This is a genomic window from Formosa algae (genome assembly GCF_001439665.1).
GTDB lineage: Bacteria > Bacteroidota > Bacteroidia > Flavobacteriales > Flavobacteriaceae > Formosa > Formosa algae.
In genome coordinates this window covers 18,521-36,042 of the sequence record NZ_LMAK01000022.1, presented here as the reverse complement: position 1 = coordinate 36,042, position 17,522 = coordinate 18,521, and the positions used below count along the sequence as shown (strand labels likewise).

Here is a 17,522-nt window from a genome sequence, read left to right as displayed (position 1 = left end):
GTGTATTATATACTGCTATTTAAGCCATTTTTCACCTGCCTAAATTTCAATTTATGTTCAATTTATTAAAACCACTTACACTAAAAGCGTAAGGTTTTATAGCTTTATAATTCTTTTAGAGAGACTTTTCGTGTCATCTTTTATATTTAAAATATAAAGTCCGCTTGATAAACTAGATACATTAAGTTCCATTTTAGGACTTGTAAGTTCTGTTTCTTTCACTTTTTGACCAGCTACGTTATATAAAGAGATTTTAGTTTTGTTACTATTTAAACTATTATTTTCTAAATTAATAAAAAGTAAATCTGATGCTGGATTAGGATATATACTCACCTCAAAAGTTTCTACATCATCCACAGATAAAGGTGTTGTATTTATAAATTGAAAGGCATCTATATTAAATAGATATCTAGAACCACCATCTGGTGCTAATCTAAACATAAAATAAATGGTATCTGATCCTGTGGCGTCACTACTATCAATATCTATTAGTATCGTAGAAAATGTACCCCAGCTTCCAGTATTTATTAAAGGAGATTCGCCAATTATAGTTCCTGTAGCCCCTCCAAGTCGTACCTCAATATATCCACGTTCACTAGGTGCTGCTGCAGAAATAGAAAGTTGATCGGCACAGGTAATATCTAGTGAATTAAAAGCAACAAAAGAGCCATCTTCTACATTTCCTACGGTATCGTTATCCTGTATCGTCAAATCAGCTGATAAAGCTCCTGCGTTTATGGCTTCGAGAAAAGGATAAGAAGCTGGACATTGGGCAGACATACCTACACTCGTAGCAAAGATTAACACAAAGCTTAGTGCTTTGATAGGGTTTAAAATAATTTTAAAAAGTAGTTTTTTAAGATTCATAATTTATAGTTTTAAATAGTTAATTATACTTTTTAAAAGTACTCACAACCTATTTATAAACGTATAAAATAGAGATCATTACCTATGAATTATCGCCTATTTCAAAGGTAATTCAAATTAAAATGATAAAAACATTGAGAACTTTATCATACAAATGAATTACACATAGAAAGAAAAATTAGTTCTCTGATTATATCGAAACGCAATTAAATCATCGTGATATTTTTTATCAATATCCTGTTTAAAAATAACTTGGTTTTATCACTCTTAAAATGAAAACTATTAATTTTTGACTCCAGTTATACTTTAGTTTCTAATGCTTTCAGACGCATTAAAGCTTCCATATAATAATAGTCGGCATAAATTATGGATTCATCTATTTCTGAACCATCAGGATAATTTCCTGTTGCATGAAGTAATAACGCTTGATTTGTTGATCTGCTGAGATAGGCTGAAGAAGATAATAGATTGATGAGTTTTTTAGCCGCCGTTCTATATTTTACTTGCAATTCTGAATCTTTAACTAAAGTAGATAATTCTAATAATCCGCATGCTGCAACAGCTGCTGCCGAAGCATCTTTAGGAGTATTTGGTATTTTTGGATCGTCGAAATCCCAATATGGCATACCATCTTCTGGTAAACGTTCTAAAAACTTATCAGACAAATTTATAGCCGTTTTCAAAAAGTCCTCACGCCCTGTTTCTTTGTAAGTAAACGAAAAACCATAAATTCCCCAAGCTTGTCCTCGTGCCCACATAGACTCGTCTGCATAACCTTGATGTGTATACCCTTTTATAAACGCGCCTGTTGAATCATTGAAAGCAGCAACATGATAGAGTGTCGCATCGGGACGTACAATATGCTTCATGGTGACTTCTGCGTGACTCTCAGCCATATCGTAAAGCGATGCATCGCCTCCATTTTTAGCGGCCCAAAATAAGAGTTCCAAATTCATCATATTATCTATGATCGTGTTATGCGAATAATCTGTACGGTATGGCCAAGAATGAATACTTCCTACATTTGGATTATATAAGGTGACCAAATTATTAGCTGCATCTAACAAAATTTGTTTATACTTTTGGTTGCCCGTTAATCTGAAACCATTCCCATAACTGCAGTACAATTGAAATCCGAGATCGTGATTTTTAGGCGGTGTATACGCTAGCGACTCTAATGCTTCTGTAAATTGTTTAGCACCTTTTAAGAGAGTAGAATCTTTAGACTGTTCATATGCATACCACAAGGTGCCTGCCCAAAATCCGCTACACCAATCCTTTATTCCGACTAATTCCCAATTGGTCTTTCCTTTAAAAATGTGTCTTGGAAAACTATCTGTTGTTTTTAAGGTGCTTAAGATTTCTTTTAATTTTGTCGCATGTTGATTTAGCAGAACGTCTGTTTGTATTTCGGTTTTTACAACAGTTACTGCTTCCTTTTTCTCAGCATTACAACTTATTAAGAACATACATACAATTCCTAACAAACCAAAGTATCGTGTATTATTCATAGTACATTATTTTATATAAATGATGACCACATTAAAGAACACATATAAAGCAACTTACAACCTATAAATCTTTATTATAACACTACATACTCCTAATTCATTAGAATAACATATAGCATTAACGACCTGGCTCTGACGATTCTTTTTTATGCTTTTCTACATACTCACTAGGCGTCATATTATAGAGTTCTTTAAACGTTTTTCCGAAATAAGCAGCAGAATTAAATCCAGACATATGCGTTACCTCTTTTATGGTATTGACATCTTTTAATAATAATTCTGAGGCATATTTTAAACGAATGGTACGTATAAAATTACTCGGATTTTGCCCCGTAATATTCTGTATTTTTCTATAAAATTGTGATCGCCCAATACCAACTTCTTTTAGTAAGTGTTCTAATTTAAAATCGGAATCACTGATGTTATCTAAAATAATTTTTGTGGTTTTTTCTAAAAAGGCTTCATCTATAGAGTTATTTGTAATTTCTTTAGAAGGAATCACTGCGCCCAATTTTGAAAACTTCTCTCTTAAAACACGTTTGGTTTCTAACAAATTCGAAATTCTGGCCTTTAAAACGCGCATATTAAACGGTTTACCTAAATAGCCATCTGCTCCTGTTTTATACCCTTCAATACGGTCTTCTTCTAGCGCACGAGCAGTTAATAAAATAACCGGAATATGGCATGTTTCAAATTCAGATTTTAGTTGTTTACACAATTCAAAACCATCCATTTTAGGCATCATAACATCACTAACTACAAGATCTGGATAATGTTTATGTACCTTTTTAAGACCTTCTTCCCCATTTACAGCTTCAATAATTTCGTAATGTCCGCGTAATTCATTTCTTAAATGTTCGCGTAACTCTTTATTATCTTCAACAATTAAAATTTTAGCGCGTTCTTTTTCATGAATTTCTGCTTCCTGATCGACGACTTCTTGGCTATCTTCAGAAATAAGCATGTCGTACTCTACAGATTTCATAGAATTAATTAAGAACTCATCTTTAACTGCCTCAACTACACTTGTTTCTGCTTTTTTACTATAAGGTATTCTTACCACAAATTTACTCCCAACTCCATACTCACTTTCTACAAAAATTTCACCGCCGTGTAGCTCCACTAATCCCTTACAAAAATTAAGTCCGATACCCGTTCCTGTTTTATTTACATCTACATTATAAAATCTAGAAAACACCTGGTTTAATTGTTCTTTATCAAGACCAATCCCTGTATCTGCTACTATAATTTCAATATAATTTGTGAGTCTTTTAGACTGCCCTAGAAAAGTAGAAGGTTTTCCTTTATCTTCAACTTTATTAATGGATACAACAATTTCGCCACCGTTATTAGTGAATTTAATGGCATTAGAAATGAGGTTTGTTAATATTTTTTCAACCTTATCGAAATCAAAAAATGAATATAATTCATCTGTTGTAGACGTAAACGTATAGCCTATATTTTTCTTAAGCGCTAACCCTTTAAACAAGGCAAAAATATCGTTACTAAACTTTACAATATCTCCTTTTTGAAGTTGTAAAGGCGCCATACCCACTTCCATTTTCCTATAATCTAATAACTGATTTACAAGATACAATAAACGTCTTGCACTACGTTGAATAGATTTTGCAGACGACTTTACTGTTTCTGAATCGTTATATCCTGCCATTAATTTGTCTAGCGGATTTAATATTAAGGTTAATGGTGTTCTAAATTCGTGAGAAACATTGATAAAAAACTCGAGCTTCATTTGATCGAATTCGTGTTCCTTTTCTTCTTTAATTCTATTGGTAAAGTATTTATTTAAGTACCAAAGTGACACTAGAAAAATAATGGCATAAATGGTATAGGCTGTCCATGTTTTCCATGGCGGAGAATTAAGTGTAATATCCATAGAGGTTACGGGCGCATGATCCCAATCTCCATCTACTGTCGCTTTTACTTTAAAGGTATAATCTCCTGGTTGTAAATTGGAATAATTAACGAGTCTATTATTACCTGCTTGAATAAATTTATCGTCTAACCCATCCATTTTATAAGCATATTTAACTTGCTCTTGATTTTTAAAATGAAGCGCTAAAAAATCGAAAGATAAATTAGACTGTTTATAATTTAAAACGAGATTTTTAGGTTCTGATAAAATAAACCTATTGTTAATACGATCTCCTATTTTTACATAATCATTATTAATTTTCAACTTCGTGATTCTTGGGTATAACTTTTCTGAAGTCCCAATTACAATATCTGCAGGTTGAAAAATATTAAATCCATTAATTCCTCCCGCTAGAATACGACCATCTATAGTGCAATCTATAGATTTACTTTGATATTCCATACCTTGAATACCGTCGTGCGTATTGAAGTTTTTAATACTATGTGTTTGGGGTTTTATTACCGAGAGTCCACTTCTGGAGGTGACCCACATATTATTATTTAAATCTTCCTGAATTCCCGTGATTAGATTGTTAGGTAATCCATCGGTAGTAAAATAGGTTTTTATAAGGTTTAGATCCTTATCTAATTTAAAGACACCAATATCTGTACCTAACCAGATATTGTGCCATTTATCTTCTATAATATCATTAATTCTGTTGCCAGATATTCCATTAATATTTACGTCTTCAAAGGTGATGTGCTCAGGAATTTCTGATCCTAATGTATTTAAATTGATGTAATTTAAACCTAAAGATGTTCCTACTAATAAGCGATTTTGAGAATCTATAAAAAGAGAAAACACGAAGTTGTTTAATAGGCCTTCTTGATTGGATTCTCCTATTTTGAAATGATGAAATTTTTGTGTTTTAGAATCAAACACATCTAATCCTTCATCTCTTAATCCTAACCACACACGATTATGCTTATCTTCTAATCCGGTCCACACAGAATTCTGACCTATACTCTCTGGATTATTCTCGCTGTGGTAAAACCGTTTAAAAGATTTAGTTTCTGGATTAAATTTACTCACGCCACCATCTAAAGTACAGACCCAAATGTCTCCATCATTCCCTTCAAACGTAAACATGATTTTGTTTGAACTTAAAGAATTGGGATTGTCAGGTTCGTGACTATACGCTGTAAATGTATGTTGCTCTTCATCAAAATAATTCAATCCACCATTATAGGCTCCCAACCAAATTCTACCTTTACTATCTTGTAATACAGATTGTACAATTTTTTCATTTAATCCGTTAGGTCGTCCTTTTTGATAATAATAATGACCGAAACTCGATTTCTTTACATCTAATTTACTAATCCCTTCATTATAGGTTGCAATCCAGAAAATTCCATTATCATCTTCAATTACATCAGACACCTGATTTCCTGGCAGTGAAAATGGATCTGAAGAATTATTTACAATCTGATTTAATTCCTGCTTATCCTTATCGAATAAGAAAATACCGTATCCATCTGTTACTATCCAGATTATTCCTGTAGAATCTTCGTAAATGGTATAATACGGAATACTATTTTCTGTTAGTGCCAGTTGCTTAAAAGTGTTGTTAGCTTTATTCCAAACAATAATATTAGACAAATCGTTTCCAATCCAAAAATCGTTACCAGAGTCTATAAATAAACGCTTCGGAATATGGTTTAATTCATAAGGTTTATCATGTTGAATAAACACACGCTCGAAATCGTTTGAAATTGGATTGTATTTATTTAAATAATCTCCACTTGTCTCTACCCAAATAAAGCCATCTTCATCTTTTACTATAGAGTTAATGTTGTTATTATCTATAGTGTTCTTTTGTCCTGGATTGTTTTCGTAATGTACAGGTTCTAAATCGTCTACTTGGCTAGAATCGTCACTTAACACCAACTTCACTAAACCATCGCTTGTGCCCACCCAAACAATATTCTCTAAAGCATCGTAAAACAGCGTGTTAATTATTTTTTTAGGATTATTTAGTTTAAGCGGTTGTTTATATAAGGTAATGTGCTTGAATAATTTGGTGTCTCGATGATAAAAATTTAAGCCGTTATTGGTCCCTATCCATAAATTTTCTTGAGTATCTTCTTGAATGGCATTTATTCGGTTATTACTAATTGAAGTAGAATCGTTTAATACGGGTCTAAATATTTCGAATTCGTAACCATTGTACTTATTTAAGCCGTCTATAGTACCGAACCACAAAAACCCTTGGCTATCCTGAAAAACCTCTAAACATGTACTGCTTGAGAGTCCTTCCTCGGTATTTAAATTCTCAAATTTAAGGTTAGAATACTGTCCAAAAATAAGATTACAGCAAAAACAAAAAACAATTAAACATAAATTCTTATTCATTCCACAACTATTTTGTCAATCCCGTAAATTTACTAAAATTTAACAGAAATGTATATTTAGTTACACATCATAATTCCATAAAAATTCATATAAAAACAGAGTTAAAATACAATTAACCATCTAAACTCATCAGCCTAAAGATGTTAAGTAATTTTAGCTTGTAAGGTGAATTATTTTAAAACATTAAGAGTGTCTGTAACGAAATTAAATTATCATTTACAGTATTAAAACATCATAGTTTATAGGCTAACACTCTTTTTTTTGTGCGTGGCAATACTATTAATATTGAAGCTTATAAACTATAAATCTATACCCATTGTCTATAAATTATGATCCAATAGCAACGGTGCAGTACAAAAGAGACTGTTAGAGTAAGTATTTACAAATTACGAATTTGATAATGCTACAAGGAGATTCTGTATTGCGATTTTTTTGTTTTACTTTTTAACTCTATATAAAAAACATATCCTAAATGCAATATGTGCTCATAACATGTAAAAATTTTATTTGTACCGTGTTTAAGTTCTACAATAGTAAGGCAATACAATGCTTAACATTTAAATACAAATTTTAAATTACTCAACATATAAGATATCGTTTATCTTTAGATTTAATCAATCTAAAAAATATGTATTTTTAAGCTGAAGTGTTAAACACCACTTACATTATGAAAACATACACATCTAAATTTGGTAGTACACTCATGTTATTTTTAACATTCCTTTTTGGAGGTATATTGGTATTTATGATATATCAAGATGAGCCATTAAAAGCCATATTATCTACAGGTGGAATCCTGATGTTGATATATCTCTTCATTTTATACCTCAATTTTTCTACCCTATACACCATTACGGATACTGGAATACTGATAGTAAAATGTAGTTTTTTATACCATCAGCGTTTCGATATTCATAAAATTAAATCGGTAGCTAAAACCAATACTTTAATGTCTTCCCCAGCACCATCTTTAGACCGTTTAGAACTAACTTATGGTAAATATAATACCATTGTAATTTCACCAAAAAACAAGATTGCTTTTGTTAGTCAATTAGTAAAAATAAACCCCAATATTGAAAACAAAATAGTAACATAGCGTCACAACTCTATTCATAGATTTAAATAAAAAATCAAAAAAACACAGATCAGAACGTAAGATTATCTATTATGTGTGGACTAAGTCCAAAAATGAAAACAGGGTAAGTTAGACTTCGTGTTTATATTTAATATTAAAAAAAGCCATCGAGATTATGCAAAACAAAACATCCTATCTAATCGTTAGAATCGCCATCGGTATAAGTATGTTTGGACACGGTTTAGTGCGTCTCCCAAAACTACACGCTTTTAGTGAAGGTATTCTCAAATCTTTTGAAAACTCTATGTTACCTGAGTTTTTAACGCTTCCTTTTAGTTATGTTTTACCCATTTCAGAATTCATTTTTGGATTATTTATAGTATTAGGATTTTTTACTAGAATGTCTGCCATCGTTGTTTCTGCACTTTTAATTTCTCTTATTTTCGGATCTGCACTTATAGAAAACTGGGGAGTTATTACAGCGCAACTGGTACATATTGCTTTTATAGTATACCTTATTCAGAATATAAAAGATAATACGTTTGCCTTGGATAACATCATTAGCATCAAGAGGGCAGAGAGTTAAATATCCTGCTGCTTTTTTGTAATTATTCAATATTAATCAGACCCAGTCACCATGACTCACACATTTAAAGAATTTTCTACAAATGCTATTTTCAATATTGGGAATGAGCACGATTTGCAGTCTTTTAAACAAGCGAAACAATGTGAGTTTTATACTTTTATCTGGGCAAAATCTGAGCCTATAGATTTAATTATAGACAGTATTCCTTTTACTTTAGAGCCACACAGTATTTTGGCACTTACCCCGATTCAATATCTTCAATATAAGTCTGGGCAACATGTTACCATGTATCAATTCAATCAAGAATTTTATTGCATTAAAGATCATGATCAAGAAGTGAGCTGCGTTGGTATATTATTTTTTGGAAATATAAATATTCCTGTCATTCATTTAAATACTTTAGAACAAGAGAAATTTGAAACCTTGCACGACGTATTTATAGACGAATTAGAAACCGAAGACAACATACAAGCAGAAATGCTTAGAATGTTAATGGCACGATTTATTATAAAAAGCACGAGATTATTAAAAGCTAAGGAAGGCTTTATTGAAACACCAAAAAGTTCTAAAGTTGACTTGCTTCGTGAATTTAATTTTTTAGTAGAGCAACATTTTAAAACGGAACACAGTGTTACTTTTTATGCCGAAAAATTGTATAAATCGCCTAAAACCTTATCTAACAATTTTGCAAAACTAAACCGAAGTCCGTTACAAATTATTCACGAACGTATTGTTTTAGAAGCACAACGCCTATTAATTTACACAGACAAAACAGCCAAGGAAATTGCATACGATATTGGCTTTGAAGATGCTTCACATTTAAGCAGATTATTTAAAAAACACACCTCATACTCCCCTTCAGACTACAAAAAACGCCTAAACACTTCTAGTTAGGAAAAATTGACAAGCCTTAGGGCAAAATATTCATTTTATAGCAGCCTGTTCTATCGCATCTTTGCATTGTAATATTAAAACAATAACAAGATGAAATTAAGAAACATATCCATATTTAACCTTATCGAGATATTTACAAACAATAATAAAGTCGCTGTAAATACTATAAGTCCAAAAACACATTGCGAACAAAAACACATTCATGATTTTTATTGTGATGCTGAAAAACCTTTTATAAGCAACTTTTAGCCACAAGGGAAAAAACGACATGTTTTAGGGAATTAAAAGCATTCCAAACGGCTTTAATTTCACGCAACTTTGTACCAACAAAAACATTTACACACATACAATAACCTCTGAATAGATTTCAGATAAAATAATTAAAAATATGAGCACATTTAATATTCCTTCAAGAGAAGACGTTAGCGAAAACAATCAAGCCATTTTCGATAATCTAAAAAAAGCTTTAGGCTTTGTACCAAATTTATACGCCACATACGCCCATAGTGATACGGCATTAGAAAACTATTTAACGTTTGCAAATTCTAAAACATCGCTTTCGGCTAAAGAAAAAGAAGTTGTTAACCTTGCTGTTAGTCAGGTAAACGATTGTACTTACTGTCTTTCTGCGCACACCGCTATTGGAAAAATGAATGGTTTTACAGACAATCAAATCCTAGAATTAAGAGCAGGATTTTCTACAGTAAACAACAAATTAGATGCTTTAGCAAAATTAGCTAAAAACATTACCAAAAACAGAGGAAAAACAGATGCTGCAGTGTTAGAAAATTTCTTTAATGCAGGCTACACAAAAGCAAACTTAATAGATGCTATTTCTTTAGTTGGAGATAAAACCATATCTAATTATGTACATAGCACAACCCAAGTGCCTGTAGATTTTCCAGTAGCACAACCCTTAGCATTAGAAACAATTTAATAATTACCAATCTTTAATACATAACAAAAACATGAAAAAATTTATCGCAGTAATCGTAATCGCATTAACCTTTACATTAACAGGTCAAGCTCAAGACAAAATGGCTAAAAAAACAACAGTAGTATCTTTAGAGCAAACTACAGGTGATTTCTCACAAAAAGAATTAACCTTAAAAGAAGGTAATTACATTTTTGAAATCGCTAACAATAATGTCGGTCACCAAGTAGGGTTTGTATTAGTGCCTAAAGGCAAAGATGTCTCTAAACCAGAAAATCACATCAGTACAGCTTATGTCACAAAACCTGTAGAAAATAACACCAAGGAAACGAGTAAAGTGACTACTTTAACCAAAGGCGAATATGTATATTTCTGTCCTTTAAATCCAACACCACAATACACCTTAACAGTAGAGTAAACGAAACATTTAAACATTATTAATATTATACATCGTTTATAAAAAGAGCAATCCGCAATGGATTGCTCTTTTTTTTATTTAACTATATTTAAATCTATTTCAACAGCTAAAACAAGCCCTATATACTTGTCTCAAAATAAAACACTTAGCGACACACAAATACTTTTTAAACATGAATAAATGCTTAACCTTAATTCTGTTTTATTGATAGGCATAAAGATTAAAAAAAATCAAGTATCTTGAAAAATGAATATCATTAGTCTGTCTATTTTAAGATTAAACCACATGAAAACTTAAAATACACATACCATTAGACATACCAAACACCAGTCCACATGAAAAAAACACTTTTTTTTTTAAGTCTTATTATAGCCTTTACTAGCTGTAAAAACAAAGGGATAACCTACAACGATCCTATTCCTGAACATGATAGTTTAGTAATCGCATCCGATTTTGTAAACGAAAACCGAATTGTTAATATCTGGACACCTCCAAATTATAAACAAACTACAGATCGTTTTCCGGTGTTATACATGCCAGACGGAGGAATAAAAGAAGATTTTCCGCATATTGCAAATACATTATCCAAATTAATTTCAGAACATAAAACACCTCCTTTTATACTCGTTGGCATTGAAAATACTGAACGCGGACGCGATTTAAGTGGATATTCAGAATCTGAGTACGACAAGCAGTATTGTCCGCTTTCCGATGGTGCTAAAAATTTTAGAGCTTTTATTACTGAAGAATTAATCCCAGAAATAGACACTAAATACAGAACACAATCTAAAAAAGGAATTATAGGAGAATCGTTAGCAGGCCTTTTTGTTATGGAAACCTTCTTTTTAACACCCGAAACCTTTAATTTTTATATCGCTATGGATCCATCTCTTTGGTGGAATACTCATTATTTGACTAATCATGCTGAAGATTTACTTGAAAAATTTCCTGAACAAGATATTAAATTGTGGTTCGCTGGTTCTGACGCCGAAGATATTTCTCAATACACCAAACAATTAGAGCACACTCTAAAAAACACTGCGCCTAAACATTTAACATGGCAATATTCAGATCAGCCAGAAGAACACCACAATACCATTTTTAGGGCGACCAAAGAAAGTGCTTTGATTTGGACACTGAATGACTAAACAACGACTTATCTTTGTATAAAATTAAATGCTAAAAAAATAGCCACTGTTTTATTGATTATTTAGCTCACATGGTTGATCTTAAAATCGTTTATTGCTACATTTCAAATCAAAAATAGCTTTCCGCATTACTTTTATCAGTTTAATTTGTGTTATTACATTCCAAACTTTGATTATCCGATAAAATTGTGTCTTTTTACAACATAAACATCCCATAACGCGATACGTTACATTATATGAAAACAATTTACACGCTAATTTTAGCATCTTTTTTCTTGACTGCTTGCCAAAACCAACAAACCGATTTAGCTTTAAATCTAGATAAAGGCGAAACCTACAAGCAAGTAACAAGTTCTAAAGCCACCATTACACAATCGGCGAATGGGCAAGACATCACAATGGTAATGCTAATGGATGCATCGTTATCCTTTTTGGTGACTGAAATAAAAGACAATGTTTACCATTTTGATGCGAATTTTGAAACTATAACTATGTCGATGCAAATGCCTCAAGGCGCCATGAATTTTAGTTCTGAAAAAGAAGATGAAAACGATATCATGTCTAGCGTGTTTAAAGCAATGACCCAAAAGACCTTTGAAGTTAGCATGAGTAAAACAGGAAAAATTATAAATATAGAAGATGTAGATTTAGTATGGAATGAAGCTATTAACTCCTTTGACCAACTTAGTGCCATGCAAAAAGGGCAATTAAAGGCTCAACTTATGAAAGCCTACGGTGCTGAAGCTTTAAAAGGTACTATTGAAATGGCGACAGCTATTTATCCTGAAACTGCTGTAACTACTGGTGATACTTGGACTATTAATACAGATATAGAATCTGGAATGTCTGCTAAAATGATTACGGAATATGAGTTTGTAGAAACCAAAGCTGATTATGCGGTTATTAAAGGACAATCTACCATAACCACTACAGATAAAAAAGCCTATGTGTCGTTTAATGGCATTGATATGAAATATGATTTAGTTGGTAATATGACATTAGATTTGAAAGTTGACCAAGACACAGGTTGGATTTTAGAAGCTCATGTTAACCAAAACATTGAAGGCGATGCTTTTATTAAAGAAAATGCACAAATGCCAAACGGATTAAAAATTCCGATGCAAATGACTAACGCCACGCACATTACAAATTAAGAGTAAACCAAATTCAAATAAAAAAGCTTACTCATTCAAGAGATTGAAGTTGTAAGCTTTTTACTTCTAAGTAATTCAATATAATATTTTACGCAGATGCTAATTTAGATTTGCGCGTTGTGATGTATTATTACATGGCCGCTTTGTAAATAGCCACGGCTTCTTCTAAATTTACAGTTCTAGGGTTTCCTCCAGTACAGACATCTTCTAATGCATGTTGTGCCATAAGTTCAAAGTCTGATTCTTTAACACCCAATTCTTTTAATCCTGATGGGATTCCAACCGCTTTAGATAGTTTTTCTATGGCTTTAATTGCTTCGTTTGCACCTTCCAAATCATTTTTATCTGAAACTTCTACACCCATAGCTCGCGCTACTTTTTTTAATTTATGAGTACAAGCCGGAATATTAAAACGTTCTACGTGTGGCAATAAAATAGCATTTGCAACGCCATGTGGTAAATCGTACATACCACCTAATTGATGTGCTAGTGAGTGCACAAAACCTAAGCCTGCATTAGAAAAAGATTGACCAGCTATAAATTGTCCCCAAGCCATTTTACTTCTCGCTTCTAAGTTACTTCCGTTATTTACAGCCTCTTCTAAACTAGAAGCTATTAACTTAATAGCTTGTAAAGCTAAGGCATCAGACCAATGGAAGGCGCCATTACAGACATAAGATTCTATAGCATGTGTTAAGGCATCCATACCTGTGGCAGCAGTTAATGATGCTGGTTTTCCTAACATTAATTCTGGATCGTTTACAGCGATAGATACTAAACAATTCTTATCTACCATCACCATTTTGATATGGCGTTCTACATCCGTAATCACATAATTAATCGTGACTTCACTAGCTGTACCTGCCGTGGTGTTAATTGCAATTATAGGTAAAGATGCTTTTTTAGATTTATGTATTCCATCATAATCATTAATTTCTCCACCATTAGTTGCTAAAATTCCGATGGCTTTACCACAATCTTGAGGCGAACCACCTCCAAGTGTAATAATAACATCGCAATTCTGTTCTTTTAATAATTTTAAACCATTGTTTACATTTTTAACTGTAGGATTTGGTTGTACATTATCAAAAACAACCATTTCAATATTAGAGCTCGCTAGCGTATCCATCACTTGTTGGGCGACACCAATTTTAACGAGTACTTTATCGGTAACAAAAAGGGCCTTTTTATAAGGTAATGCTTTTAATTCTTCAGCTAAATCTTTTAATGATCCTGGACCAATTAAACTTAGTGGGGGCAAATAAATTCTTCTACTTTGTAACATAATTTTCTATTTTAAATAAGATTTCATTAGTAAAGCAGCTCCCAATGCACTTTCATTTTTACAATCCGAAATTTTAATAGTTATGCTAGGTTTTAGTAATTCCAAAAACAGTATAAAAATTTTGTTTCTATTAAACCCACCAGAGATATACACGTCTTTTAATACGGCATTTTCATCTGAAATTAAGTCCATCCCTTGAATCACTTTTTTACTTATTTCATAAATCAATTGAAAATAAGCTTCCTCATAAGAAGAAAAATTCTTCAATAATTCTGGATGTGCTTCAAAATCTGTGTCTATGCCTTCACTTAAAAATACACGGGCATCTTGTTCTAATATCTTGCGACCAAGATCAGGTGTAAGTTCTAAATTTAGATGCGTATCTATATCGACATTAAAGTGTGTACTAAAAGCTTTAAGATACACTTCATGTATACGACCTAGAAATTGCATAGACGATTTCACTTGTTGTTTTTCTGGCGTCATAAAACACAAACAATTATTTTTTAGCTGATGTTGTGTTAGCGTTTCCTTACTAAACGGATTCATGGTAATAATCCATGTTCCTGTAGAAAGCAACACAAAATCTCGCGTATTTTTTTGTTTTAACAACGGAATAATGGATGACGAACTATCGTGTAAACCACTACCTACAGCGATGTGTTCTCCATTAATTTCTGTGATTACAGCTTTATCTCCTCGACTAGGTTCTGGAAGCGATATTTGCGCTTCTTCTAGCCAGTTGTGATATTGCATATTGTCGTAATCCCACGTGGCTGTATGTGCTCCAATTGAAGTATAATCGGCTGTTATTTTATGCGTAAATAGATAACTTAAGTATTGTGGATAATGTAAAATGTCATGTACGTTTTTCCAAACTTCTGGCTTATGTTTTTTAAGTGCCAACATTTGGATACCGGTATTTAACATACCGTAGGCTGGAGATGCCGTTTTTCTAGAAAACTCTTCGACACCACCTTGAGATTCGTAAAAACTTTGATAATCGTCAAGATTTAATGGTTTTAAATAATTGTATAAGGGCGTAATACGCTCTCCCGCTTTATTTAAATACACTAGTGAAGCACCATGAGTAGAAAAATTTATGGCTTTGATTTTATAAAGACCTTGGTCTTGTATTTCTTTTATTCTTTTTTTAATCCAATCTTCTATAGCCTCGATATTATCGCAACAAAATCCATCATCGTCTGTAATTTCTTCAAACCGTATACTGTCTTCGTATACAACTTCAAAATTAACGTCAAATAAAAATAATTTTTTATTGGTTTTTCCTATATCTATTACGGCTATAACGTCTTTCATGGTTTAATTTTTTTGTTCTCATCCCTACGCTAAGGGACATGGTATTAATAAAAACAAGACCCGTTTTTCAATCTTAAAAACGGTTGGCAATCGTGTTTTTATTTGGAATATTTAAGATAGATAAAGCCTTCCCTCTAATAATGGCACACTATTAAAGGGATAATCTTTATCAAATTTTATTAAAAAAAAGTGGACTAACGTTGTAAGATATATTCAAACAATATTGGTGTTTGAACACTTACATTGTTACGATTTGAATCCGTATAACGGACCGTAATTTTCGCAAGCTCTGTAATCTGAACCTTCTAACTGCTCTCCAAAAGCAGACCATGCACTTGGTCTAAATACATCGTTTTCATCTACATTATGCATATTTACTGGAATACGTAACATGGCTGCCAATGAAATTAAATCGGCACCGATATGTCCGTGAGAAATAGCACCATGATTAGCACCCCATTTTCCCATAACAGTATAGACATCTTTAAAAGCACCTTGCCCTGTTGTTCTTGGTACAAACCAAGTTGTTGGCCAAGTTGGATCTGTTCTTTCGTTTAATACTGTATGTACATCATCTGGAAGCTCTACACTCCATCCTTCTGCAATTTGTAATACTGGACCAATACCTTTAATTAGATTAATACGGCACATGGTTAACGGCATTTGACCTTTAGTTAAGAAGTTAGATGAAAATCCTCCACCTCTAAAATATTCTACTGTAGCTGGTGGCCATTTTGTATTATCTAAACATCTTTGAACATCGTCTTCTGTAATATCCCAAAATGGTTTCATGGTTGGATTACCGTCTGCATCTAACTGTTGTGCAGTAGCATCTAAAGTGGTAGACCCAGAATTAATTAAGTGAATAATTCCATGTTCTGCAAGACCTGTTAATTTTTTACCGGTAACACGTTCTACAGATTCTGGACTCCAATACGTTCTCACATCAGAGAATAATTGTGCTTTGTTGGTTAATAAATGACCAAATAACATAGAAATGGCATTTAAACAATCGTTTTCTGTTGCAAAAGTATACGCTTGACGAATTCCATTCCAATCGAAAGACGAGTTTAATATAGACTCAGTAAAATCGGCATTAGGTTGGTAATCTGTCCACTGACGTTGCCCTTGGAAACCTCCCATAATGGCGTTTCTACCTTTAGATTCTTCACCAAATCCCATCGCTTTCAATTTAGGATTTCCATTCATTAAATCTTTACAGATTAAAGTCATTTTTACAACTTTCTCCCATTCTTTATCTTTTACTTCACGAGATTTCTGACTCTCAGGATTGTTTCTATCTTCTCCTTCTTTACAGTTTTCTTTAGTCCAAGCTAGAGCTTTTTCATACTCATCATGATCGTAAATACCTTCATCCATACGTCTAAGAAGTTCAACAGATTCTACAAATTCTGCTCGCACTCCTAAATAATCTTGTAAAAAGTTAACATCGACCATAGATCCAGAAATCCCCATAGAGCTATAACCTATAGATAAATACGATTTCCCTTTCATTTGTGCGACTGCTAAAGCCCCTTTTACAAAACGTATAATTTTTTCGGCAACATCTTCTGGAATGGTTTTATCGCCACCATCTTGCACTTCTTTCCCATAGATACCAAAAGCTGGCAATCCTTTTTGAGAATATCCTGCTAAAGCTGCTGCTAAGTATACAGCACCTGGACGTTCTGTACCATTAAATCCCCAAACGGCTTTAGGAATTAACGGATCTGTATCCATAACTTCTGTACCATAACACCAACAAGGTGTTACTGTTAAAGAAACCTCTACACCTTCTCTTCTAAATTTATCTGCACATGCTGCTGCGTCTGCAACACCACCAATTGTAGTATCTGCTATAACACATTCTACTTTTTCTCCGCTAGGAAAGCGTAATGTGTCTTCAATTAATTTTGCGGCTGCTTTAGCCATATCCATAGTTTGAACCTCTAAAGATTCTCTTACACCAAGCTCACGTCCGTCAATTGTTGGACGAATACCTATTTTTGGTAGTCTACCTATTAATCTACTCATCTTTATAATGC

At 32.7% G+C, this 17,522-nt stretch carries 13 protein-coding genes; 7 read left to right on the top strand and 6 right to left on the bottom strand.

What is annotated here, in order from left to right:
• Window positions 1-96: 96 nt before the first annotated feature.
• The 3 genes from AST99_RS08625 to AST99_RS08615 all read right to left on the bottom strand — a co-directional run bounded on the left by AST99_RS08625 (window position 97) and on the right by AST99_RS08615 (window position 6,663).
• Window positions 97-867, bottom strand: a complete 771-nt coding sequence (locus tag AST99_RS08625; RefSeq protein WP_057781438.1) for a T9SS type A sorting domain-containing protein — start codon at window positions 865-867, stop codon at window positions 97-99.
• Between the two features lie 299 nt (window positions 868-1,166).
• Window positions 1,167-2,378, bottom strand: a complete 1,212-nt coding sequence (locus AST99_RS08620; RefSeq protein ID WP_057781437.1) for a glycoside hydrolase family 88 protein — start codon at window positions 2,376-2,378, stop codon at window positions 1,167-1,169.
• Between the two features lie 118 nt (window positions 2,379-2,496).
• Window positions 2,497-6,663, bottom strand: a complete 4,167-nt coding sequence (locus AST99_RS08615) for a hybrid sensor histidine kinase/response regulator transcription factor (protein WP_057781436.1) — start codon at window positions 6,661-6,663, stop codon at window positions 2,497-2,499.
• Between the two features lie 667 nt (window positions 6,664-7,330).
• Here AST99_RS08615 and AST99_RS08610 point away from each other — a divergent pair.
• The 7 genes from AST99_RS08610 (at window position 7,331) to AST99_RS08580 (ending at window position 12,872) form a co-directional block, all read left to right on the top strand.
• Window positions 7,331-7,759, top strand: a complete 429-nt coding sequence (locus tag AST99_RS08610; protein ID WP_057781435.1) for a PH domain-containing protein — start codon at window positions 7,331-7,333, stop codon at window positions 7,757-7,759.
• Window positions 7,760-7,913: 154 nt separating this feature from the next.
• A complete protein-coding gene (locus tag AST99_RS08605) occupies window positions 7,914-8,324 on the top strand; it encodes a DoxX family protein (protein ID WP_057781434.1) in 411 nt (136 codons plus the stop codon).
• 51 nt (window positions 8,325-8,375) lie between these two features.
• Window positions 8,376-9,218 carry an AraC family transcriptional regulator gene (locus AST99_RS08600; protein WP_057781433.1) on the top strand — a complete coding sequence of 281 codons (843 nt, stop codon included), beginning with the start codon at window positions 8,376-8,378 and terminating at the stop codon, window positions 9,216-9,218.
• A 388-nt stretch (window positions 9,219-9,606) separates the two neighbouring features.
• On the top strand, window positions 9,607-10,155 hold the full coding sequence (locus AST99_RS08595; protein ID WP_057781432.1) for a carboxymuconolactone decarboxylase family protein: 549 nt from the start codon (window positions 9,607-9,609) through the stop codon (window positions 10,153-10,155).
• Window positions 10,156-10,186: 31 nt separating this feature from the next.
• Window positions 10,187-10,570, top strand: coding sequence for a cupredoxin domain-containing protein (locus AST99_RS08590; RefSeq protein WP_057781431.1), 384 nt, complete (start codon window positions 10,187-10,189; stop codon window positions 10,568-10,570).
• A gap of 335 nt (window positions 10,571-10,905) precedes the next feature.
• Window positions 10,906-11,718 (top strand): alpha/beta hydrolase, encoded by an 813-nt coding sequence (locus AST99_RS08585; protein ID WP_057781430.1) that lies wholly within the window; start codon window positions 10,906-10,908, stop codon window positions 11,716-11,718.
• 236 nt (window positions 11,719-11,954) lie between these two features.
• The gene (locus tag AST99_RS08580) at window positions 11,955-12,872 is read left to right on the top strand and encodes a DUF6263 family protein (protein WP_057781429.1); all 918 of its coding nucleotides are present in this window, start codon (window positions 11,955-11,957) and stop codon (window positions 12,870-12,872) included.
• 130 nt (window positions 12,873-13,002) lie between these two features.
• Here the strand turns inward: AST99_RS08580 and AST99_RS08575 are convergent, their stop codons facing one another.
• The 3 genes from AST99_RS08575 to AST99_RS08565 all read right to left on the bottom strand — a co-directional run bounded on the left by AST99_RS08575 (window position 13,003) and on the right by AST99_RS08565 (window position 17,511).
• Window positions 13,003-14,157 carry an iron-containing alcohol dehydrogenase gene (locus tag AST99_RS08575; protein ID WP_057781428.1) on the bottom strand — a complete coding sequence of 385 codons (1,155 nt, stop codon included), beginning with the start codon at window positions 14,155-14,157 and terminating at the stop codon, window positions 13,003-13,005.
• Between the two features lie 6 nt (window positions 14,158-14,163).
• Window positions 14,164-15,477, bottom strand: coding sequence for an FGGY family carbohydrate kinase (locus tag AST99_RS08570; protein ID WP_057781427.1), 1,314 nt, complete (start codon window positions 15,475-15,477; stop codon window positions 14,164-14,166).
• Window positions 15,478-15,723: 246 nt separating this feature from the next.
• Window positions 15,724-17,511: an L-fucose isomerase gene (locus AST99_RS08565; protein ID WP_157486336.1), complete on the bottom strand. Its 1,788-nt coding sequence runs from the start codon at window positions 17,509-17,511 to the stop codon at window positions 15,724-15,726.
• Window positions 17,512-17,522 lie beyond the last annotated feature (11 nt).

Bases quoted from the DNA above. Each gene is read 5' to 3' on its own strand.
- AST99_RS08625 (WP_057781438.1), bottom strand. From the start codon at position 867: ATGAATCTTAAAAAACTACTTTTTAAAATTATTTTAAACCCTATCAAA.
- AST99_RS08620 (WP_057781437.1), bottom strand. From the start codon at position 2,378: ATGAATAATACACGATACTTTGGTTTGTTAGGAATTGTATGTATGTTC.
- AST99_RS08615 (WP_057781436.1), bottom strand. From the start codon at position 6,663: ATGAATAAGAATTTATGTTTAATTGTTTTTTGTTTTTGCTGTAATCTT.
- AST99_RS08610 (WP_057781435.1), top strand. From the start codon at position 7,331: ATGAAAACATACACATCTAAATTTGGTAGTACACTCATGTTATTTTTA.
- AST99_RS08605 (WP_057781434.1), top strand. From the start codon at position 7,914: ATGCAAAACAAAACATCCTATCTAATCGTTAGAATCGCCATCGGTATA.
- AST99_RS08600 (WP_057781433.1), top strand. From the start codon at position 8,376: ATGACTCACACATTTAAAGAATTTTCTACAAATGCTATTTTCAATATT.
- AST99_RS08595 (WP_057781432.1), top strand. From the start codon at position 9,607: ATGAGCACATTTAATATTCCTTCAAGAGAAGACGTTAGCGAAAACAAT.
- AST99_RS08590 (WP_057781431.1), top strand. From the start codon at position 10,187: ATGAAAAAATTTATCGCAGTAATCGTAATCGCATTAACCTTTACATTA.
- AST99_RS08585 (WP_057781430.1), top strand. From the start codon at position 10,906: ATGAAAAAAACACTTTTTTTTTTAAGTCTTATTATAGCCTTTACTAGC.
- AST99_RS08580 (WP_057781429.1), top strand. From the start codon at position 11,955: ATGAAAACAATTTACACGCTAATTTTAGCATCTTTTTTCTTGACTGCT.
- AST99_RS08575 (WP_057781428.1), bottom strand. From the start codon at position 14,157: ATGTTACAAAGTAGAAGAATTTATTTGCCCCCACTAAGTTTAATTGGT.
- AST99_RS08570 (WP_057781427.1), bottom strand. From the start codon at position 15,477: ATGAAAGACGTTATAGCCGTAATAGATATAGGAAAAACCAATAAAAAA.
- AST99_RS08565 (WP_157486336.1), bottom strand. From the start codon at position 17,511: ATGAGTAGATTAATAGGTAGACTACCAAAAATAGGTATTCGTCCAACA.